This window comes from Pseudomonas sp. Van50 (assembly GCF_055390755.1).
Genome location: NZ_AP024343.1, coordinates 1879549 through 1899128, shown reverse-complemented (window position 1 = coordinate 1899128; position 19580 = coordinate 1879549). Strand labels below are relative to the sequence as shown.

The following is a 19580-nucleotide window of genomic DNA, read 5'->3' as shown; positions in this document are numbered from 1 at the left end:
TCAGCGTGCCTGTGCCATGTCGCGTAAAAGCTGCAAGGCCTGGGTGGCCAGCGGCTGATACTGATTGAGGATATCCCCCAGGCTGACCCAGAAAATCACCATGCCCAGCACGAGGGTGAGCGGGAAGCCAATGGAGAAAATATTCAATTGCGGCGCCGCGCGGGTCATCACGCCAAACGCGATGTTGACCACCAGCAACGCGGTGATCGCCGGCAATACCAGCACCATCGCCGCACCCAGAACCCAGCCGAGCTTGCCGGCGATTTCCCAGAAGTGATTGACCAGGAACGCACTGCCCACCGGCATGGTGGTAAAGCTCTCGGTCAACACCTCGAACACCACCAGATGCCCATTCATGGCGAGGAACAACAGCGTCACCAGCATCGTCAGGAACTGACCGATCACCGCCGTCGTCACGCCATTGGTGGGGTCGACCATGGACGCGAAGGCCATGCCCATCTGGATCGAAATGATTTGCCCGGCCACCACGAAAGCCTGAAAGAACAGCTGCAGCGAGAACCCCATCAAGGCACCGATGAGAATTTGCTCGGCCACCAGCATCAGCGCGCTGAGGTCCAGGGCATTGACCGGCGGCATCGGGGGTAGCCCGGGCGCGATGACCACTGTGATCGCCAGGGCGAAATACAAGCGCACACGCCGGGGCACCAGGGTCGTGCCGAAGACCGGCATGCTCATCAGCACCGCGGTGACACGAAACAAGGGCAGGATGAACGATGCCACCCAGGAACTGATCTGGGTGTCCGTCAGCGCGAGCATCGACATGGGGTCAGCCGATCAACTGCGGAATACTGCCGTACAGCTGCAGGATGTATTCCATGAAGGTTTGTACCATCCAGGGGCCGGCGACGATCAACGTCACCAGCATCACCAGCAGGCGCGGCAGGAAGCTCAAGGTCTGTTCGTTGATCTGGGTCGCGGCCTGGAACATCGCCACCAGCAACCCCACCAGCAGGCTGGGGATCACCAGGATGGCAACCATCATGGTCGTCAGCCAGAGCGCTTCACGGAACAGGTCTACCGCTACTTCAGGCGTCATATCGTCCTACCCGCACAAAAGGCCTAAACACCGCCGAAACTGCCCGCCAGCGTACCGATGATCAACGCCCAGCCGTCCACCAGCACAAACAGCATGATCTTGAACGGCAGGGAAATGATCAGCGGCGACAGCATCATCATACCCATGGCCATCAGCACGCTGGCGACCACCAGGTCGATGATCAGGAACGGGATGAAAATCATGAAACCGATCTGGAACGCGGTTTTCAGCTCGGACGTCACGAACGCCGGCACCAGGATGGTCAGTGGCGCCTGGTCGGCACTGGGGATGTCGGTGCGCTTGGACAGGCGCATGAACAGCTCCAGGTCACTGCTGCGGGTCTGGGCCAGCATGAAATCCTTGATCGGCACCTGAGCCTTGGCCACGGCATCCTGGGCAGTGATTTTTTCTGCCAGGTAGGGTTGCAGCGCATCCTGGTTCACCCGATCGAACACGGGCGCCATGATGAACATGGTCAGGAACAGCGCCATGCCGGTGAGGATCTGGTTCGAGGGGGTCTGTTGCAGGCCCAGGGCCTGGCGCAGGATCGAAAAGACAATGATGATGCGGGTGAAACTGGTCATCAGCATGACGAACGCCGGAATGAAACTCAGCGCGGTCATGATCAGCAGGATCTGCAGGCTGACCGAGTATTCCTGGGCCCCTTCGGCGTTGGTCCCCAGGGTGATCGCCGGGATCGACAGCGGGTCGGCGGCGAACGCCAACGGTGCGGCCAGCATCAGGGCCAATGCCAACAGAATGCGCAACGGCATTACTTTTTATCCTTCTGGTCTTTCCCCAGCAGCTCCATGAGGCGCTGGGCAAATTCGGGGCTGGCCGGCTCGGTGGAGGGTACCTGCACCGGCTCCTTGAGGACGTGCAAGGCGGTGATGGTGCCCGGGCTCAGGCCCAGCAGGATCTGCTCGTTGCCGACCTGCACCAGCACCAGCCGGTCGCGCGGCCCGAGCGCGCGCGAACCGACGATGTCGATGACCTGGCCCTTGCCGGTCGGTCCCGCCTGTTGCACGCGGCGCAACAACCAGGCGAGAAAGAAGATCAAGCCCAGCACCAACAGCAAACCGAGCACCAGTTGCGCCAGTTGCCCGGCGACCCCGCTGCCTGCCGCCGGCGCAACGGCCGCCGTGGCAACCGGTTCGGCCGCCAGCACGCTCAATGGCAGCATCGACGCTGCGGCGAAGAAACCTTTCACTCAGCGCAGCTTCTTGATGCGTTCGCTCGGGCTGATCACGTCCGTCAGGCGAATGCCGAACTTCTCGTTGACCACCACCACTTCGCCATGGGCGATCAAGGTGCCGTTGACCAGCACGTCGAGCGGCTCGCCGGCCAGGCGGTCCAACTCGATCACCGAGCCCTGGTTGAGCTGCAGCAGGTTGCGAATGTTGATATCGGTGCTGCCCACTTCCATGGAGATGGATACCGGGATGTCGAGGATCACATCCAGGTTCGGCCCATCCAGCGTGACTGGCTCGTTGCTCTTGGGCACGCTGCCGAACTCTTCCATCGTCAGGCGGCTGGACCCCTGATTGCCGCTATCGGCGGCCAGCAAGGCATCGATATCAGCCTGCCCGGCGTCGCCGGTTTCTTCCAGGGCCGCAGCCCATTCGTCGGCCAGCGCCTGGTCATCCTGGGTATTCATATCGTCAGCCATCATTTGTCCTCGGCGGGCAAAAATCAGTAAAAAACGTAAAATCCGTTACAAACTTAAGAAGTTGACACCGCTCAGCGGCGTTCGATCGGCTCGATCACCTGCAACGCCAGGTTGCCTTTGTGAGAGCCCATCTTGACCTTGAAGGCCGGCACGCCATTGGCGCGCATGATCATATCTTCCGGCATCTCGACGGGGATGATGTCCCCCGGCTGCATGTGCAGGATGTCCCGCAGACGCAGTTGGCGCCGGGCGACCGTCGCGCCGATCGGTACATCGACATCGAGCACGTCCTGGCGCAAGGCGTTGATCCAGCGTTCGTCCTGGTCGTCGAGGTCCGACTGGAAACCGGCGTCGAGCATTTCGCGCACCGGCTCGATCATCGAATACGGCATGGTCACGTGCAGGTCGCCGCCACCGCCATCGAGTTCGATGTGGAAGGTCGAGACCACGATGGCTTCGCTCGGCCCGACGATGTTGGCCATGGCCGGGTTCACTTCCGAGTTGATGTACTCGAAGTTCACTTCCATGATCGCCTGCCAGGCCTCCTTCAAATCGATGAAGGCCTGTTCCAGCACCATGCGCACCACCCGCAGCTCGGTCGGGGTGAATTCACGCCCTTCGATCTTGGCGTGACGACCGTCACCACCAAAGAAGTTGTCCACCAGCTTGAACACCAGCTTGGCGTCGAGGATGAACAACGCGGTGCCACGCAACGGCTTGATCTTCACCAGGTTGAGGCTGGTGGGCACGTACAACGAATGCACGTACTCGCCGAACTTCATCACCTGCACGCCGCCGACAGCCACGTCGGCCGAGCGGCGCAGCATGTTGAACATGCTGATGCGAGTGTACCGGGCGAAACGCTCGTTGATCATTTCCAGGGTCGGCATGCGTCCGCGAACGATGCGATCCTGGCTGGTCAGGTCGTAGCTTTTGACGCTGCCCGGTTCAGCAGCGTTTTCGGTCTGTACCAGACCATCGTCGACACCATGCAACAGCGCGTCGATTTCGTCCTGGGACAGCAGGTCCTGCACGGCCATGTCGTGTTCCTACTGCAATACGAAGTTAGTGAAGAGCAACTGTTCGATCACCACTTTGCCAAGCTCTTTCTGAGCCACTTCCTGCACGCTGGCCGTGGCTTTCTGGCGCAGCATTTCCTGGCCGACGGGCGTGGCCAAGGTGTCGAAACTCTGTCCGGAAAAGAGCATCACCAGGTTATTGCGGATCAGTGGCATGTGTACCCGCAGCGCTTCCAGGTCAGCCTGGTTGCGACCCTGCAGAGTAATGCTGACCTGCATGTAGCGTTGACGACCGTTCACGGTGTAGTTGGCCACGAAGGCGGGCGCCATCGGTTCGAAAATCGCCGGCTGCTTGCCCACCGGCGCAGCCTCGACCGCCACTGCCGGCTTGCTTTGAGCGCTGTGCATGAAATACCAGGTCGCCCCCACGGACACGCCGATCGCCAGGAGCAAACCCACCACGATCATGATGATCAGCTTGAGTTTGCCTTTGGTTGCAGGGTCTTTTACAGCTGCTGCTTCACTCTTCGCCATGCCAATAATCCGTCACTAATCGGGGTTTTCACTGTTGCACGGCAAGGCAGGAGCAAGTGTTATGCCAGAAGTGTCGGTACTTGGGATGACGGGCAGATACGCTCTTCAGTCCCCATGAAACCAATGTGGGAGCGAGCTTGCTCGCGATAGCGATGAACCAGCCCCTGCAAGGATGACTGACAATCGGCTATCGCGAGCAAGCTCGCTCCCACAGGGGTGTGCATCGTTGGATCAGGCGTAGTAGTCCACCGCGCTGGTGCCAATGACGCTGGTCGTGCTGGCGGCCACTTCAGCGATGCCGGCCGGGCCTGCCTCCTCCGCTGAATCCACCCGCCCGCCAGATGTCGTCGTACGTCCGGCCCGGGCCTGCTGCTGGGTTTGCTGCTCCTGGTTCTGCGAACCCCGGGATTGATCCGACACGCTGACGTCGACCTGGCCCATGCCCTGCTGGCTAAAACTGTCCCGCAGGCGATGCAACTGGCCTTCGAGGGCTTCACGAACGCCGGAGTGGGCGCTCATGAACGTGACCTGGGTCTGCTGGTCCGGAACCATGTTCACCCGGATATCCAGGCGTCCGAGCTCCGCAGGCTGCAATTGGATGTCGGCCGCCTTGAGATTGACACTGGACAGGTACATCACCCGGTTGACCACCTCTTCGGTCCAACCGCTCTGATTCATCGCGATAGGTTGGTTGACTGGCACTGCGTTGGCGGTTTTGGGTGTAGCGGCCTGGGTCAGTGCGGCCAGGCGGTTGGCGAAATCATCCACGCGGGTGTCGCTGGACGCGGCGCCCAGGTCCTTGAGGCCTTCGCTGATCAAGCCGCCGAAAGCCTTGTCGCCCCCCTGGCTACCGGATTCGGTACTGTTCTGATCGGCTTGCACGCTGAGCATGCTGGCCATACCGGCGGCAAAGGTCTGCGCTGACGTTGGCTCACCGTCGAGCGACACCGGGGCAGCGCTCTTGGGCTGCGCCTGGCTGGTGGCGGAAACATGACCGCCCTGCTCCATCGCCAAGCGCAAGGCGGGCAATGCGTCGAGAGGGTCGGCTTCCGGGTCGAAGGCTGGATCGACGACCGGGGCTGCTGGCTGGGCCGCGGCGGCCAAAGGGACAACGGGCGCCGCGACTGCCGTGGCGACCGGGGCCTCAGCCGTGACCGCCACGGGGGCAGGTTCCGCCGGAGCTGTCGCGACCGGCACCGTCATGTCCGGCAGCACACCAGGATCAAGGCTCGGATCGACCGGCGCCGCATCCGCCACGGGCGTTTCAGCCGAGTCGGCGCTGGTATCGCTGGCGGCCTTGTCGTCGGTGCTGGCTGGTTTGTCCGCGGGCAAGGGTTTGCCGCTATCGGCAACCGTCGGTTCCGGGGCGGCAGGGCTTTCGTTGCCGGTGTCTTTTTTGACGGTGTTATCGGCGGCCTTGTCGCGCGCCGATTTCACCACGGGCTCCGGGGCCGCCGCCGCTTTGGCAGGCGCCTGCTTGGCGAAGACTTGAGCGAAGCTGGAGGCTCTATCCCCGAGGTCCGGGGCCGCTGCCGGCGAATTGACGGCGACCTTGGGCTTGGCCTGGACAGAGGCCTGAAGCAGTGAATTGGGGGTAACGGGCATAAAAAGGTCTCCGCTGCACTGGAATCATAGGTACAGTCGAGACTAGACAATGCAAGGCACGGGCCAACGTTTGCGTGGCCGTCAAATCTCAGCAGTGGAAGCCTTCACGCTCCTCCCGGCAAAGCTTGCGGACATGGGCGAACTCGCTGTCGATTTCGTTGACCAGATTTTCGATACCGCCCAGTGACGGCTGCTTGGCACGCTGTTCCAGTTCGCCGCACAGCTCAGCAAGGCGGATGGCGCCCATGTTGCTGCTGCTGCCCTTGAAGCTGTGGGCGGTGGCGCTCAATTTTTCAGCGTCCCGCGCTTCATGCAGCACACGCAGGCGAGCCTCGGAGTCGTTGAGAAACGTATCCAGCAACTCCAGATACCCCTCCTCCATGACTTCCTTCAACGTGCTGAGCACGTCGCGGTCCAGATGAATCTCGTTCACTTGTTCGCTCCCTGATCAAGAATAGCGCCAATTATGCCAGAGCCTCCCAGAAAAACTCCACGCGCGCACTACGACCATCGTCTGACCAGCAGGCCTGATGGCTCAACTGGCGCACCAGGCTCACGCCACGCCCCGACAACCGATCACTGTCCACGGGCCGTGCCAGCACCCGGGCGACATCGAAACCCTCGCCGCTGTCTTCAACCTCGATGGCCAGGCGACCACCCTCGCCGTTTGGCGAAACGTGCAAGTGCACCCGCACGTAACCGTCACTCAGTTCATCCAGGCGCGTATTGCGCTCGCTGTAGTAGCGAGCAAAACCCGCCGCATCACGCTTGAGGCTCGAGTCGAGCCCCAGCACCCCGTGATCCAGCGCATTGGAATAGAGCTCAGACATGACGCTATAAAGGGCGCCACTCTGCGCCCTGAGCCCATGGACCTCAAGCAGCAACTGCAACAGGTAGGGCATCGGGTTGAAGCGCTTGAGGGTCTGCGCCCGGAACTCGAAGCTCACCGACCAGTCCAGTGGGCTGGACTGTCCACTATCGGAATAGACCGGTGGCGGCGGATTGAGTTGTGTCGGTGCGACCAGCCGCACCTCGACCATGCTGAAGTCGTCACGGGCCTCACCGCGAAAATCCCGCAGGGCCTGCTGGATGTCCTCAAAAAGACAGTCAGGTTCACGGTTGGCCGAAAACACCTGCTGCAACCGCTCCACGCCAAACGGCTGGTCATCGCGGTCACTGGTCTCTATTACGCCATCGGACAACAGGAACACCCGGTCTCCCAGCGACATCGAATGCACTTCGGTGCGGTCATCGAACAAGTGCGGCGTGAGCACGCCCAACGGCAAGTGCCGCGCCGGCAACGGCGTACGCTCGCCGCTGAGGCTGTCATGCAGGTAACCATCGGGCATGCCACCGTTCCAGATTTCCACCGTGCAACGCTGGAAACTGAGGCACAACAGCGTTGCACAACAGAACATATCCACCGGCAGGATGCGCTTGAGCTTGGCATTCATCTCCCGCAGGATCTGCGCCAGGCCGTAGCCCTTGGCCGTCATCCCGTAGAACACTTCCGCCAGCGGCATCGCCCCGACCGCCGCCGGCAAACCGTGCCCGGTGAAATCCCCCAGCAAGACGTGCATGTCGCCAGCCGGGTTGAACGCGGCCAGCAGCAAGTCGCCATTGAACAAGGCGTAAGGTGATTGCAGGTAGCGGATGTTCGGCGCGCTCAGGCAGCCGGAGTGGGCGATCTTGTCGAACACGGCCTTGGCGACCCGTTGTTCGTTGAGCAGGTAGTCATGGTGCCGGGCGATCTGGTCGCGCTGCTCCACCACCGTGGCCTGCAACCGGCGCAAGCGGTCCATGGCCTTGATCTTGGCTGCCAGGATCACCTGGTTATAGGGCTTGGCCAGGAAGTCGTCGCCGCCCGCTTCCAGGCAACGGGCCAGGCCTTCGCTCTCAGTCAGGGAGGTGAGGAAAATGATCGGGACCAATTGGTCCCCAGCCAGTTGCTTGATTCTCTGCGCAGCTTCGAAGCCGTCCATCACGGGCATCATCGCGTCCATCAGCACCAGGTGCGGACGCTGCTCCAGGTAGACGTCGACCGCTTCGGCGCCATTGGCCGCGGTAAGCACGTGGTGACCCTGGCGGCGGACAATGGTCGACAACAGCAGTCGATCAGCGGCACTGTCTTCGGCAATCAGGACCGTCAGTGACTCCGACGACGATTGCATGGCGATCAACTGATGTCGAACAGCTTGTCGAAATTGGAGATCGCGAGGATTTTCTTGACGTCGGAGCTGCTGTTGACGACCCGGATATCCGACTCATCGCCGCCAGCATGATCGCGCAACAGCAGGAGCATGCCCAAGGCGGAACTGTCGAGATAAGTCGCGTCTTTCAAATCCACCACGACGGATCCTGGCAATGGATCGAGCCGCTCATACGCCTCACGAAACTCTTGATGCCGACCGAAATCGAATCGACCCTTGATCGAAATCGTCAATTTCTGCCTATCGGGGGATACTTCGGTAACGACTGACATGATCGGCTTCCTTGTCATGGACATACGTGTACAAGGTGTAGCATCTGGTAAAGGTCTGAGCAAGGTTTTGCCTAGTTCATACGACAAAATCCTGGTTTCGCATCAATAAGGATTCTGGCGTGGCAGGCGCTGGGACAGCTCATCGAGCAGTTTCTGTTCGCGCTTGTCTTCCAACTGTCGCGCCTCATCGATATAGCGCTGCACCAGTTTGCGCAACCCTTCGACCCGGGCAAACGCCTCTTGCCAGCTCTGGCGAGCCTTCTCCAGGTTGTTCTGGTGCCAGACCAGGCTCTGGCGCTGCTGGTCGATGGCGGTACCCAGCTGCGCCAGGAACCCCTGGTAACCCAGCAACCATTGCCCGGACACCCCGTGGCTGCCCCGGGCAATCCACTGCTCCTGGTATTCGAGTCGAAAGTTCTCCAGGTCTGCCAGCTTGCTCTCGGCAACGGCCACTTGCCCCTGGAAATACGCCAGCCGCTGGACGGCGGTCTTCTCGGCCTTTTCCGCCATGTCCACCACCGGTGCCAGGCGCGCCGCACGACTCGTGGCCATGGCCGGTTACGTGCCTGAGACCGGGGCGAAAATAGTCTGCAAGTGCGCCTCGCTGGCGCCCATGCCGATGTTGTCGTTCAAGCTTTGGCGCAGGTAGACGGCCATGGCCGGGTAAAGACTGATGGCGGTGTCGGTCTCGCGGTCACCGCCGGGCACATAGGCACCGACGCTGATCAGGTCACGGCTTTGCTGATAGCGCGACCAGTACTGCTTGAACTGCTGGGCCCGTTTCATGTGTTCGGCACTGATCACCGACGGCATGACCCGGCTGATGGAAGCCTCGATGTCGATGGCCGGGTAGTGACCTTCTTCGGCCAGGCGCCTGGACAGCACGATGTGACCGTCCAGCACACCCCGGGCCGAGTCGGCGATGGGGTCTTGCTGGTCGTCACCTTCGGACAGCACGGTATAGAACGCGGTGATCGAGCCGCCACCCTTTTCCGCATTGCCGGCGCGCTCCACCAGTTTCGGCAGCTTGGCGAAGACCGAAGGCGGATAGCCCTTGGTCGCCGGCGGTTCGCCAATGGCCAGGGCGATTTCCCGCTGGGCCTGGGCGAAGCGGGTCAGCGAATCCATCAGCAACAGGACGTTCTTGCCCTTGTCGCGGAAATACTCGGCGATGCGCGTGCAATACATGGCAGCCCGCAGCCGCATCAACGGCGCATCGTCCGCTGGCGAAGCCACTACCACCGAACGCTTGAGCCCTTCCTCGCCGAGGATGTGCTCGATGAATTCCTTGACCTCACGGCCCCGCTCACCGATCAGCCCCACCACGATGATGTCGGCTTCGGTGAAGCGGGTCATCATGCCCAACAGCACACTCTTACCCACCCCGGTACCGGCAAACAGGCCCAGGCGTTGGCCGCGACCGACCGTCAATAAACCGTTGATGCAACGGATACCCACGTCCAGCGGCACGCTGATGGGGTCACGCTTGAGGGGGTTGATCGTCGGGCCGTCCATCGGCACCCAATCCTCGGCCTTCATGCCGCCCTTGCCGTCCAGCGCGCGCCCGGCCCCGTCCAGCACACGCCCGAGCATGCTCATGCCCATGGGCAAGCGACCATTGTCGGCCAGGGGCACGACGCGCGCGCCCGGTGCGATACCGGCGACGCTGCCCACCGGCATCAAGAAGACCTTGCTGCCGGAGAAGCCCATGACTTCGGCTTCGACCTGTACCGGGTGGTAGCTGTCGTCGTTGATCACCATGCAGCGGCTACCCATGGCGGCACGCAGGCCCTCGGCTTCAAGGGTCAGGCCGACCATGCGCAGCAGGCGACCTTCCAGGATCGGTTGGCCGGCCAGTTCACTGGCCTCGGCGTAGCTGCCCAGGCGCTTGCCGAAGCTGGTTCGCTCAAGGCGCATCGCGGTTGTCCGGTACAGAAGCGTCCAATTCAGGCACCTCCAGCTCCACATCGGCCGGCGCGGCATCGGCACTGATCTGCGGATCGTCCGGCAACTCCAGGCTCAGGTCGGCGGCGGCCGGATGCAGGGCCTGTTCGTGCAGTTGGTCGAACAATTTGGCCATGATCTGGCTGATGCGGGTTTCAACGGTGGCGTCGATGCGGCTGTGTTCGGTTTCCACCCGGCAACCACCCGGCAGCAGCGCCGCGTCCTCGACGATGCGCCAGGTTTCTTCATGGCGCTCGCGCAGGGCCTTGACCAGTTCGAAGTCCTGGGGATTGATGTACAGCCGCACGTTACCCACGCCCAACGGCAACAACTTGAGCGCCTCACGCATGACGTGTTCGATCTGGCTCGAATCGATGGCCAGTTCGCGCTGGATCACTTGCTTGGCGATGTGTTGCACCAGGCCCACCAGGGATTTCTCGATCTGGGTGTCCTGCTCGGCGATGGGGTCGAACAGGTTGAGCATCAGCGATTCCAACGCACGGAGCTTGGCCGTCAGCGCCACATCGGCTTCCTGGCGAACCTTGAGCGTGGTGCTGTGGAAGCCTTCCTTTTCACCCACGGCAAAGCCTTCGTTATAGGCTTCCTGGCGAATGCTCTCGACTTCTTCGAGGGTCAGTGGCTGGACTTCTTCCAGCGGCACCTCCTCCATCTCCGGCAGCTCTTCCACCGGTTCCGGCTCAGGCTCGGGCACATGGGGGTCGAAGCTGGGCAGCGACCAGACGTCGAAACCACCGACGTCCCGGGCGCGGATCAGGTCGCTGGGCGCTTCATCACTCTTGGCAGACATAACGACCTTAGATCATCTCTTCGCCGCCCTTGCCACCGAGAACGATCTCCCCGGCTTCGGCCATGCGGCGGGCGATGGTGAGGATTTCCTTCTGTGCGGTTTCCACATCGCTGACGCGCACCGGGCCTTTGGCCTCGAGGTCGTCGCGCAACAGTTCGGCCGCCCGTTTGGACATGTTCTTGAAGATTTTTTCCTTGACGCCTTCGTCCGAGCCCTTGAGGGCCAGTACCAGCACGTCGGACGACACTTCGCGCAACAGGGCCTGGATGCCCCGGTCGTCGACATCGGCCAGGTTGTTGAACACGAACATGAGGTCTTCGATCTGACCGGACAGGTCTTCGTCGAATTCGCGGATCGAGTCCATCAACTGACCTTCGATCGAGCTGTCGAGGAAGTTCATGATGTCCGCCGCACGCTTGATGCCACCCAGGGTGGTGCGCGAGGCATTGGAGTTGCCCGAGAACTGCTTCTCGAGAATCTGGTTCAATTCCTTCAGGGCCGCCGGCTGCACGGTATTGAGCGAAGAAACACGCAGGATGATGTCCAGGCGCACCTTGTGGTCGAAGTTGCCCAGCACTTCGCCGGCCTGGTCCGGGTCGAGGTAAGCCACCACGATCGCCTGGATCTGCGGATGCTCGTAACGGATCACGTCGGCAACCGCCCGCGGCTCCATCCACTTGAGGCTGTCCAGGCCGCTGGTATTGCCACCCAGCAGGATCCGGTCGATGAGACCGTTGGCCTTGTCCTCGCCCAGTGCCTGGGTGAGCATCTTGCGCACATAGTCGTCGGAACCCACGCCCAGGCTGGTCTGATCGCCGACGATATCGACGAACTCGCTCATCACCTGCTCGACCTGCTCACGGTGCACGTTACCCATCTGCGCCATGGCCACGCCCACACGCTGGACCTCCTTGGGTCCCATGTGGCGCAGCACTTGGGCGGCGTCGGTCGAACCCAGGGACAGCAGCAGGATTGCGGCTTTGTCGACCCGGGACAATTTGGCAACAGCGGCTCGATTATCACTCATCTGCGTTAATCCACTCTTTCACGACCTGGGCCACACGACCCGGGTCTTCTGCCACCAGACTCTTGATAGCGTTCAACTGAGCGTCATAGCCTTCGCTCGGGCTTGGCAGCAGAATGCTCTGCGGCCCGCCGAGGCTGACGCGATCATTGGCCAATTCGCCATCCAGGCCGCCCATGCCGCCCAGCTCCACATCACCCAAGCCGGCCAACTGCTTGTTCCTGCCGCCATTGGTGATGTTGTTGAGCACCGGACGCAGCACGCCGAACACCAGTATCAGGATGAACAGCACACCCAGTACTTGCTTGACCACATCCCAGAACCAGGGTTGCGAATAAAATGGAATATCGGCGACCACTTCACCGCGCTCCAGGGAGAACGGCACGTTGATCACGCTGACGCTGTCGCCGCGGCTGGCGTCGAAACCGACGGCGTCCTGCACCAGGCGGGTAAAGCGCGCCAATTCATCGGCGCTCCATGGCGCACGGCTGGTTTCGCCGTTGGCCGGGTTGACCTTGACCTGATCGTCCACCACCACCGCGACCGACAGGCGATTCAAACGGCCCTGCTGTTGCTTGGTGTGGCTGATGGAACGATCGAGCTCGAAGTTCTTGGTCGACTGCTGACGCTTGTCGGCCGGGTACGGCGCCAGCATCGGCTGGCCGGTGGCCGGGTCCATGATCTGCTGGCCGTTGGCATCGATCAGCGGCTGGCCTGGCTGCACCATGCCGGCGGCCGCCGTGGCGCCACCGGTGGTTTGCGGCGCACTGGCCGGCGACGGCGGCTGGTTGCTCAGGGCACCCGGGACGCCTTGCGGGCCATTGCTGGCGGTACGTTGTTCATTTACCGACTGCTCGCTGCGCAACGCCGGCTGGTCCGGGTTGAACTGCTCGGAAGTGGACTCGACGGCGCTGAAGTCGACATCGGCCGACACTTCGGCTTTATAGCGATCGTTACCCAGGATCGGTTGCAGGATGTTGTGCACCCGCTGGGTCAGCATGCCTTCCATGCGACGGCTGTAATCGAATTGCTTGCCGGCCATGGTCAGTTCGGAGTTTTCCGCCTGGTCGGACAGCAGGTTGCCCTTCTGGTCGACCACGGTGATCTGCGACTTGCTCAGTTCGGGTACGCTGGTCGCCACCAGATTGACGATGGCCACGACCTGGCCTGGCTCCAGGGAACGGCCCGAATACAGCTCGACCAATACCGAAGCACTGGGCTTGCGCTCATCGCGCACGAACACCGAGCTTTTCGGAATCGCCAGGTGCACGCGGGCACCCTTGACATTGTTCAGGCTGGAAATGGTCCGCGCCAGCTCACCTTCCAGGCCGCGACGATAACGGGTCGCTTCCATGAATTGGCTGGTGCCCAGGCCCTGGTCCTTGTCGAGGATCTCGAAACCGATGTTGCCATCGGTCGGCGTCACGCCGGCCGCGGCGAGCTTGAGGCGCGCACGAGCGACGTCATCGGCCTTGACCAGCAAGGCGCCGGAATTGGGTTCGACGGTGTAAGGAATGTCGGCGGAAGCCAGGGTCTCCATGACTTGCTTGGCGTCCATGCCCGCCAGGCTGCCATACAGCGGACGGTAGTCCGGTTGCTGGGACCACAGCACCACGGCAAAACCAATCGCCACGCTGGCAGCCAGGCCGACCAACAGGCCCACCTGACGCAGCATGGTCATCTCGGAGAGATTTTCCAGGAAGGACAGGCCGAACAACGGCGGTTTGCCGTCTACCGGAGTGGCCTTGGCTGGAACGTTATCAACGGCTGCTTCTGCCATGACTCAATAATTTCCTTAAACCGGCATCTGCATGATGTCTTGGTAGGCTTGAACCAGTTTGTTGCGAACCTGGGTCAGCGCCTGAAACGAGACACTGGCTTTCTGCGAGGAGATCATTACGTCCGTCAGGTCGACGCCACTTTTGCCAATCTCGAAAGCACTGGCCAACTGGTTCGACGCCTGCTGGGTATCGTTCACTTTATTGACGGCCTGACCGAGCATGTCGGAAAAGCTGCTGCCACCCACCTGGGGGACCGCGACCGATTTAGGCTGGGCCATGGCGTCCATTTGCATGGCCCGCATGTCCAACATCAACCGATTAAATTCAATACCTTGGCTCATGGTCTACTCTCTCTGGCGGCCCGCATTTTTTTGACACTTACTCAGCGGGTATTCAGGTATTAGCAACAAGGGTGCCAGCTCCATGGCGATAGAAAACAAATGCGCGCGCAATCCCATTGTGGGAGCGAGCTTGCTCGCGATAACCCATCACATCCGACCTCGACTTGACTGACCCACCGCTATCGCGAGCAAGCTCGCTCCCACAGGGGGTATTGGTGCTTGTTCAACTGGCGAACAGATAAGCCTCGACATCCATACCGGCATCACGCATTTGCGCCAACTTGTAGCGCAGGGTGCGCGGGCTGATCCCCAGGCGTTCGGCGGCCTCCTTGCGACGACCGCGTTCGGCGCGCAGGGTGTCGATGATCATCTGGAACTCGCGACGCCGCAGGTCATCGCCCAAGGCGCCGACCGAATCGCCCTCGACGTCCATCGGCGGCACGGGGGTTGCGGTCGGTGCCGGCGCCAATGCGGGCAATGGCGCGCAGGCCACCGGACCGGCCAGGCAGAAATCCTCCGGCTGGATCAAACCGCCCTGTTGCAGGATCAAGGCCCGCTGAATGGCGTTATCCAGCTCTCGGACATTGCCCGGCCACGGGTAGGCGACCAGGCAGGCCCGGGCCTCGGCTGAAAGCCGGGCCGCCGCGTGCTTCATTTTATTGACGTGCTTGTTCAGCAGGCGCTCGGCCAGCGGCAGGATATCGGCGGTGCGCTCGCGCAACGGACGCCAGGCGAGCGGGAACACCGACAGACGGTAATAGAGGTCTTCACGGAAACGCCCCGCCGCCACTTCGCCGGCCAGGTCGCGGTTGGTGGTCGCCACCACGCGAATGTCCAGGCTGATGGGCTTGCGCGCCCCCACCCGCTCCACTTCCCGCTCCTGCAATACCCGCAGCAGCTTGGCTTGCAGGCCCAACGGCATTTCGGAAATTTCATCGAGCAGGATCGTGCCACCGTCGGCCTGCTCGAACTTGCCGGCCTGGGCCGCGATGGCGCCGGTGAACGAACCCTTTTCGTGGCCGAACAGTGTCGCCTCGAGCATGTTGTCGGGAATCGCCGCGCAATTGATGGCAATGAACGGCTCCCCGGCACGCCGGGATTGTTGATGGATGTAGCGGGCCAGCACTTCCTTGCCCGTACCGGACTCGCCGGAAATCAACACGGTTGAATCACTGCGAGCGACCCGTGCGGCCAATTCCAGCAGTTGCGCGCTGGCCGGTTCGATGGCCACCGGGCCTTCGCCCTCGACCGCGAGACTGCCCAAGGCATGGCGCGCGACCAGGTCCAGCAGTGCTTTTGGCTCGAACGGCTTGACCAGGTAATCCGCAGCGCCCTGACGCATGGCGTCCACCGCTCGCTCGACGGCGCCGTGAGCGGTCATCAGCAAGACCGGCAGTTGCGGCTGACGGGCCCGTAACAGGCCAAGCAATTGATGACCGTCCATGCCCGGCATGTTGACGTCACTGACCACCAGGCTGAACGCTTCGCGGCCCACCGCCTGCAGCGCCTCTTCCGCCGAACCGACGGCGGCGTAGTCGTGCCCGGCCAGCACCAGCGTGTCGGCCAGCGCTTCGCGCAGGGCCCGGTCATCCTCAACCAGCAACACCTTGATCGCCATTGCTTTCACTCCACCCCTGGCGCATTGGAAAACAGCGGCAAGCACACCGTCGCACAAGTGCCACGGCCCAACCGCGAGCGCAATTGCAATTCTCCCTGATGAGCGCGGGCCACGGCCTTGACCACGGTCAGGCCCAGGCCCGTGCCGGTGGTCTTGGTGGTGAAGAATGGCTCGCCCAGGCGCGCCAGCACGGCCGGCTCGATACCGCTGCCGTTGTCACTGACAGACAGGCGCAAGGTGTTGTCGCGTGTGTACAAGTGCACTTTCAGCCGAACGTCGCCGCCGCTGGCCTGGATCGCGTTTTCGATGAGATTCAACACCGCGCCCACCAGTGTGTCGCGGTTGCACAACACTTCACCGACATGGCTGTCGCACTGCCAGCGGATCGGCAACTCCTGCACATGAGTCAACGCCGCGGCCTGCAGCGATTGCAACAAGGCCTTGGGGGTGACACGGTCGGTCAACGGCAGCTCGCCGCGAGCGAACACCAGCATGTCGCGCACCTGGTGCTCCAGTTCGTGCAGGCGCTCTTTCAAGCGCCCGGCGAAGCGTTGCTGGGTTTCCATCGGCAATTGCTGCTCGGTCAGGTGACTGGCATAGAGCAGCGCGGCGGAAAGCGGCGTACGAATCTGGTGGGCCAGCGAGGCCACCATCCGCCCCAGGGAAGACAGGCGCTCGTGGCGAGCCAACTGGTCTTGCAGGTGACGGGTTTCAGTCAAGTCATTGAGCAGCACCAACTGCCCAGGCTCGGCGTCCAGCGAGCGCGTCGAGATGGACAGGCGCCGGCCGTCCTTGAGGGACACTTCATGGCCGTCGTCGTCCCGGGGCGCAAAGCAGCGGGCGATGACGTGCCGCCACAGTTCGCTTTCCAAGGGCAGGCCGAGCAACTCGCAGGCCGCCGGGTTGGCTTCGCGCACACGGCCGTGGGCGTCGATGACGATCACGCCACCGGGCAACAGGTCGAGGAGATTTTGCAGACGATTGGCCAGGCGCTCCTTTTCCGCCAGCTCCTGCATGCGCTGGGCGCTGACCACGGCCAACTCGCCCTTGAGCTCGGTGACCCGGGCTTCGAGCAGGCTGTAGGAATCAGTGAGTTGGCTGGACATCTGGCTGAACAGCGAAAACGCCTGCTCAAGTCCAAGCCGGCCTGCCTGTTCGGCGGACGGCATGTGTCCCGGTTCGGGGACAGGAGACATCTGGGCGGCTTGGGTCATCGTGCTCTCTCGCTTGGCTGACCGTCAGTTAAACGGAACGTTGCGAGGGCTGTAGCAATACCCGTGCCGAAAAAAAACCGCCTAAGAATCAGGCGGTTGGAAAACAGGCGTCAATCATCCGCCTGTTCATCTCCTTCGCGACGGCTCATGCCGTACTTGCGCATCTTCTCCACCAGGGTGGTACGACGGATGCGCAGGCGTTCTGCCGCGCGGGCCACGATACCGTTGGCATCGTCCAGCGCCTGCTGGATCAGCCCTTGTTCAAGGCCTCCCAGGTAATCCTTGAGGTCCAGGCCTTCGGGTGGCAACAAGGCATTGGCGGTGAAGTCCGGCGTGTGACCGTTGATCGCCACCCGCTCTTCCAGGTCGCTGCGCAGGCTGTCGACCATCTGTTCGTCTTCGTCGTCGACATAGCGGAACTTCTTCGGCAACTCGTTCACGCCGATCACCCCGTACGGGTGCATGATCGCCATGCGCTCCACCAGGTTGGCCAGCTCGCGGACGTTGCCCGGCCAACCATGGCGACACAGGGACATGATCGCCGCCGAATTGAAGCGGATCGAACCGCGCTTTTCGTGCTCCATGCGCGAGATCAGTTCGTTCATCAGCAACGGGATGTCTTCGACACGCTCACGCAGTGGCGCCATTTCGATCGGGAAAACATTGAGGCGGTAATAGAGGTCTTCGCGGAAACTGCCGACCTCGATCATGCTCTCGAGGTTCTTGTGCGTAGCGGCAATGATGCGCACATCGACGCTCTGGGTCTTGTTGCTGCCCACACGCTCGAAGGTGCGCTCCTGCAGGACCCGCAACAGCTTGACCTGCATCGGCAACGGCATGTCGCCGATCTCATCGAGAAACAGCGTACCGCCGTTGGCCAGTTCGAAACGCCCGGCGCGGCTGGTGATCGCGCCGGTGAAGGCGCCTTTCTCATGGCCGAACAGTTCGCTTTCCAGCAACTCGGCCGGGATCGCGCCACAGTTGACTGGCACGAATGGCGCTTCGCGGCGCTTGGAGTGGTAATGCAGGTTGCGCGCGACCACTTCCTTGCCGGTGCCCGACTCACCCAGGATCAGCACGCTGGCGTCGGTATCGGCGACCTGCTGCATCATCTGGCGCACGTGCTGGATCGCCCGGCTGGTGCCGACGAGGCTGCGGAACAGGTTGGGTTCGCGATGCCTGCCGCGCTCACGAGCCTGATCGTACATCTCGCGATAAACCTGCGCGCGGTGCAGCGAATCGAGCAGCTTGCTGTAGCTGGGCGGCATTTCGAGCGTGGAAAGTACCCGGCGACGCTGGTCTTCAGGCAAGTCAAGGGAAGAATTTTCGCCCATTAACAAAACCGGAAGGAACTCATCCCAGGTTGAGAGTGTCTTTAGCAAGCCCAAAAGCGTTGCGGGAGCATTTACGGTCCCGATAAGGACACAGATGACTTCACGACTGGACGACAATGAGCCGACAGCCTGCTGCCAATCATGGCTTCCGCAGGGTAAATTTTCTTCGCCAAGAAAATTCAGGATCACCGCCAGGTCGCGGCGGCGGACGCTATCGTCATCGATCAGGAGAATTTTGGTTTCACGCCACATGCAATAGCAACTTCCCTAGTCAACCCAATGCCCGAAATTAGGGGGCAAGCTAGACGCTTGCAGACTTGTCATGCCTGTAGACGCCTTAAATCTGTAAACAGCTACTAGTTAAGTCAAAAAACCGTGCACAGTCAAATTTATGGCGCAACGGACTCGGATTAACTGAGCATTAACCGAACAGATGGTAAACCTTTGCGGCGTTCTGTGCTTGATGGATCTGTTGCATCTCGTCGACGATCGCCTGACGCTCTCCTGTCGCCGCCTCCAGCAATTGCCGGTACACCCCCAGCAATTCCTCAAGATTGATCCGCAACGCCGCCTCGTCCACCTGGGACTCGCCCAGGACATCTTCCATGCAGGAACGGCAAGCCAGGTCCAACTGACCGATGGCTTCCCAGTTTCGCTCGGCCAAGGCATCGACCAAGGCATCACGGGTTTGTTCGATTCGCTGCAGGACAAGACTCATGAGCGTGCTCCTTAGAATTGCGGACCAGGTGCGGCAATGGCGTCCCAGCCTTCCTTGACCGTGCGAAGCAGATCGGCGACTTCGTCGAGGATCTTCGGATCGGCCTTGACGTTGGCTTCGGCCAGACGTTTCATCATGTAAGCGTAAAGAGCATCCAATTCAGCGACCGACTCGGCCTGGTTTTCCAGGTCCAGGCCTTCACGCAAACCACCGACGATGCCGATGGCCTTGCTGATCAGGATGCCTCTGTTTGCAATATCCTTGCGCTCCATCGCGCCCTTGGCCTGGGCGATACGATCCAGCCCCCCTTCCATGAGCATCTGTACAAGACGATGGGGACTTGCTTCGGAGGTTTGCGCCTGGGCGCCAATCTTCTGGTATTGGCGAAGGGCTAACATCGGATTCATGTTCTACCTCATCAAAAAACTTCGG

General features: G+C 61.5%; 22 protein-coding genes. All 22 read right to left on the bottom strand.

All coding sequences use genetic code 11. The features are described 5' to 3' along the window. Window positions 1–783 carry a flagellar biosynthetic protein FliR gene (fliR, locus tag ACZ5M5_RS08370; protein ID WP_060738640.1) on the bottom strand — a complete coding sequence of 261 codons (783 nt, stop codon included), beginning with the start codon at window positions 781–783 and terminating at the stop codon, window positions 1–3. A gap of 4 nt (window positions 784–787) precedes the next feature. Next, window positions 788–1057 carry a flagellar biosynthesis protein FliQ gene (fliQ, locus tag ACZ5M5_RS08365; protein WP_038858957.1) on the bottom strand — a complete coding sequence of 90 codons (270 nt, stop codon included), beginning with the start codon at window positions 1055–1057 and terminating at the stop codon, window positions 788–790. 23 nt (window positions 1058–1080) lie between these two features. Beyond that, window positions 1081–1830, bottom strand: coding sequence for a flagellar type III secretion system pore protein FliP (gene fliP / locus ACZ5M5_RS08360; protein WP_060738641.1), 750 nt, complete (start codon window positions 1828–1830; stop codon window positions 1081–1083). Next, the gene (fliO, locus tag ACZ5M5_RS08355) at window positions 1830–2267 is read right to left on the bottom strand and encodes a flagellar biosynthetic protein FliO (RefSeq protein ID WP_060738642.1); all 438 of its coding nucleotides are present in this window, start codon (window positions 2265–2267) and stop codon (window positions 1830–1832) included. The genes fliP and fliO overlap by 1 nt, the downstream gene beginning before the upstream one ends. Continuing rightward, window positions 2268–2726 carry a flagellar motor switch protein FliN gene (gene fliN / locus ACZ5M5_RS08350; RefSeq protein WP_060738643.1) on the bottom strand — a complete coding sequence of 153 codons (459 nt, stop codon included), beginning with the start codon at window positions 2724–2726 and terminating at the stop codon, window positions 2268–2270. A 71-nt stretch (window positions 2727–2797) separates the two neighbouring features. Further along, the gene (gene fliM, locus ACZ5M5_RS08345) at window positions 2798–3766 is read right to left on the bottom strand and encodes a flagellar motor switch protein FliM (RefSeq protein ID WP_053120288.1); all 969 of its coding nucleotides are present in this window, start codon (window positions 3764–3766) and stop codon (window positions 2798–2800) included. A 9-nt stretch (window positions 3767–3775) separates the two neighbouring features. Next, entirely contained in the window at window positions 3776–4279 is a 504-nt protein-coding gene (gene fliL, locus ACZ5M5_RS08340; protein WP_060738644.1) for a flagellar basal body-associated protein FliL, read from the bottom strand. Window positions 4280–4510: 231 nt separating this feature from the next. Beyond that, the gene (locus ACZ5M5_RS08335) at window positions 4511–5884 is read right to left on the bottom strand and encodes a flagellar hook-length control protein FliK (protein WP_464738890.1); all 1374 of its coding nucleotides are present in this window, start codon (window positions 5882–5884) and stop codon (window positions 4511–4513) included. 88 nt (window positions 5885–5972) lie between these two features. Next, entirely contained in the window at window positions 5973–6317 is a 345-nt protein-coding gene (locus tag ACZ5M5_RS08330) for an Hpt domain-containing protein (protein ID WP_053178502.1), read from the bottom strand. Between the two features lie 31 nt (window positions 6318–6348). After that, on the bottom strand, window positions 6349–8055 hold the full coding sequence (locus ACZ5M5_RS08325) for an ATP-binding SpoIIE family protein phosphatase (RefSeq protein WP_060738646.1): 1707 nt from the start codon (window positions 8053–8055) through the stop codon (window positions 6349–6351). 5 nt (window positions 8056–8060) lie between these two features. Next, complete coding sequence (locus ACZ5M5_RS08320) at window positions 8061–8366, bottom strand: STAS domain-containing protein (protein ID WP_060738647.1); 306 nt, start codon at window positions 8364–8366, stop codon at window positions 8061–8063. A 102-nt stretch (window positions 8367–8468) separates the two neighbouring features. Then, window positions 8469–8918 carry a flagellar export protein FliJ gene (gene fliJ, locus ACZ5M5_RS08315; RefSeq protein ID WP_053182982.1) on the bottom strand — a complete coding sequence of 150 codons (450 nt, stop codon included), beginning with the start codon at window positions 8916–8918 and terminating at the stop codon, window positions 8469–8471. A gap of 6 nt (window positions 8919–8924) precedes the next feature. Beyond that, on the bottom strand, window positions 8925–10283 hold the full coding sequence (gene fliI, locus ACZ5M5_RS08310) for a flagellar protein export ATPase FliI (RefSeq protein ID WP_003199089.1): 1359 nt from the start codon (window positions 10281–10283) through the stop codon (window positions 8925–8927). Continuing rightward, a complete protein-coding gene (gene fliH, locus ACZ5M5_RS08305; protein ID WP_060738648.1) occupies window positions 10273–11118 on the bottom strand; it encodes a flagellar assembly protein FliH in 846 nt (281 codons plus the stop codon). The genes fliI and fliH overlap by 11 nt, the downstream gene beginning before the upstream one ends. Window positions 11119–11125: 7 nt before the next feature. Continuing rightward, window positions 11126–12145 (bottom strand): flagellar motor switch protein FliG, encoded by a 1020-nt coding sequence (fliG, locus tag ACZ5M5_RS08300; RefSeq protein WP_024778656.1) that lies wholly within the window; start codon window positions 12143–12145, stop codon window positions 11126–11128. Next, complete coding sequence (fliF, locus tag ACZ5M5_RS08295) at window positions 12138–13922, bottom strand: flagellar basal-body MS-ring/collar protein FliF (protein ID WP_060738649.1); 1785 nt, start codon at window positions 13920–13922, stop codon at window positions 12138–12140. The genes fliG and fliF overlap by 8 nt, the downstream gene beginning before the upstream one ends. Before the next feature lie 15 nt (window positions 13923–13937). After that, the gene (gene fliE, locus ACZ5M5_RS08290) at window positions 13938–14264 is read right to left on the bottom strand and encodes a flagellar hook-basal body complex protein FliE (protein WP_003199082.1); all 327 of its coding nucleotides are present in this window, start codon (window positions 14262–14264) and stop codon (window positions 13938–13940) included. 223 nt (window positions 14265–14487) lie between these two features. Next, the gene (gene fleR, locus ACZ5M5_RS08285) at window positions 14488–15882 is read right to left on the bottom strand and encodes a sigma-54-dependent response regulator transcription factor FleR (protein WP_103307871.1); all 1395 of its coding nucleotides are present in this window, start codon (window positions 15880–15882) and stop codon (window positions 14488–14490) included. Between the two features lie 5 nt (window positions 15883–15887). Continuing rightward, on the bottom strand, window positions 15888–17096 hold the full coding sequence (locus ACZ5M5_RS08280; RefSeq protein WP_464738889.1) for a sensor histidine kinase: 1209 nt from the start codon (window positions 17094–17096) through the stop codon (window positions 15888–15890). Between the two features lie 110 nt (window positions 17097–17206). Continuing rightward, the gene (locus tag ACZ5M5_RS08275; RefSeq protein WP_003199076.1) at window positions 17207–18682 is read right to left on the bottom strand and encodes a sigma-54 dependent transcriptional regulator; all 1476 of its coding nucleotides are present in this window, start codon (window positions 18680–18682) and stop codon (window positions 17207–17209) included. Between the two features lie 169 nt (window positions 18683–18851). After that, window positions 18852–19148, bottom strand: a complete 297-nt coding sequence (gene fliT, locus ACZ5M5_RS08270) for a flagellar protein FliT (RefSeq protein ID WP_003199075.1) — start codon at window positions 19146–19148, stop codon at window positions 18852–18854. Between the two features lie 11 nt (window positions 19149–19159). Then, window positions 19160–19555, bottom strand: a complete 396-nt coding sequence (gene fliS, locus ACZ5M5_RS08265) for a flagellar export chaperone FliS (RefSeq protein ID WP_060738652.1) — start codon at window positions 19553–19555, stop codon at window positions 19160–19162. Window positions 19556–19580 lie beyond the last annotated feature (25 nt).

Bases quoted from the DNA above. Each gene is read 5' to 3' on its own strand.
- fliR (WP_060738640.1), bottom strand. From the start codon at position 783: ATGTCGATGCTCGCGCTGACGGACACCCAGATCAGTTCCTGGGTGGCA.
- fliQ (WP_038858957.1), bottom strand. From the start codon at position 1,057: ATGACGCCTGAAGTAGCGGTAGACCTGTTCCGTGAAGCGCTCTGGCTG.
- fliP (WP_060738641.1), bottom strand. From the start codon at position 1,830: ATGCCGTTGCGCATTCTGTTGGCATTGGCCCTGATGCTGGCCGCACCG.
- fliN (WP_060738643.1), bottom strand. From the start codon at position 2,726: ATGGCTGACGATATGAATACCCAGGATGACCAGGCGCTGGCCGACGAA.
- fliM (WP_053120288.1), bottom strand. From the start codon at position 3,766: ATGGCCGTGCAGGACCTGCTGTCCCAGGACGAAATCGACGCGCTGTTG.
- fliL (WP_060738644.1), bottom strand. From the start codon at position 4,279: ATGGCGAAGAGTGAAGCAGCAGCTGTAAAAGACCCTGCAACCAAAGGC.
- ACZ5M5_RS08335 (WP_464738890.1), bottom strand. From the start codon at position 5,884: ATGCCCGTTACCCCCAATTCACTGCTTCAGGCCTCTGTCCAGGCCAAG.
- ACZ5M5_RS08325 (WP_060738646.1), bottom strand. From the start codon at position 8,055: ATGCAATCGTCGTCGGAGTCACTGACGGTCCTGATTGCCGAAGACAGT.
- ACZ5M5_RS08320 (WP_060738647.1), bottom strand. From the start codon at position 8,366: ATGTCAGTCGTTACCGAAGTATCCCCCGATAGGCAGAAATTGACGATT.
- fliJ (WP_053182982.1), bottom strand. From the start codon at position 8,918: ATGGCCACGAGTCGTGCGGCGCGCCTGGCACCGGTGGTGGACATGGCG.
- fliI (WP_003199089.1), bottom strand. From the start codon at position 10,283: ATGCGCCTTGAGCGAACCAGCTTCGGCAAGCGCCTGGGCAGCTACGCC.
- fliH (WP_060738648.1), bottom strand. From the start codon at position 11,118: ATGTCTGCCAAGAGTGATGAAGCGCCCAGCGACCTGATCCGCGCCCGG.
- fliG (WP_024778656.1), bottom strand. From the start codon at position 12,145: ATGAGTGATAATCGAGCCGCTGTTGCCAAATTGTCCCGGGTCGACAAA.
- fliF (WP_060738649.1), bottom strand. From the start codon at position 13,922: ATGGCAGAAGCAGCCGTTGATAACGTTCCAGCCAAGGCCACTCCGGTA.
- fliE (WP_003199082.1), bottom strand. From the start codon at position 14,264: ATGAGCCAAGGTATTGAATTTAATCGGTTGATGTTGGACATGCGGGCC.
- fleR (WP_103307871.1), bottom strand. From the start codon at position 15,882: ATGGCGATCAAGGTGTTGCTGGTTGAGGATGACCGGGCCCTGCGCGAA.
- ACZ5M5_RS08280 (WP_464738889.1), bottom strand. From the start codon at position 17,096: ATGACCCAAGCCGCCCAGATGTCTCCTGTCCCCGAACCGGGACACATG.
- ACZ5M5_RS08275 (WP_003199076.1), bottom strand. From the start codon at position 18,682: ATGTGGCGTGAAACCAAAATTCTCCTGATCGATGACGATAGCGTCCGC.
- fliT (WP_003199075.1), bottom strand. From the start codon at position 19,148: ATGAGTCTTGTCCTGCAGCGAATCGAACAAACCCGTGATGCCTTGGTC.
- fliS (WP_060738652.1), bottom strand. From the start codon at position 19,555: ATGAATCCGATGTTAGCCCTTCGCCAATACCAGAAGATTGGCGCCCAG.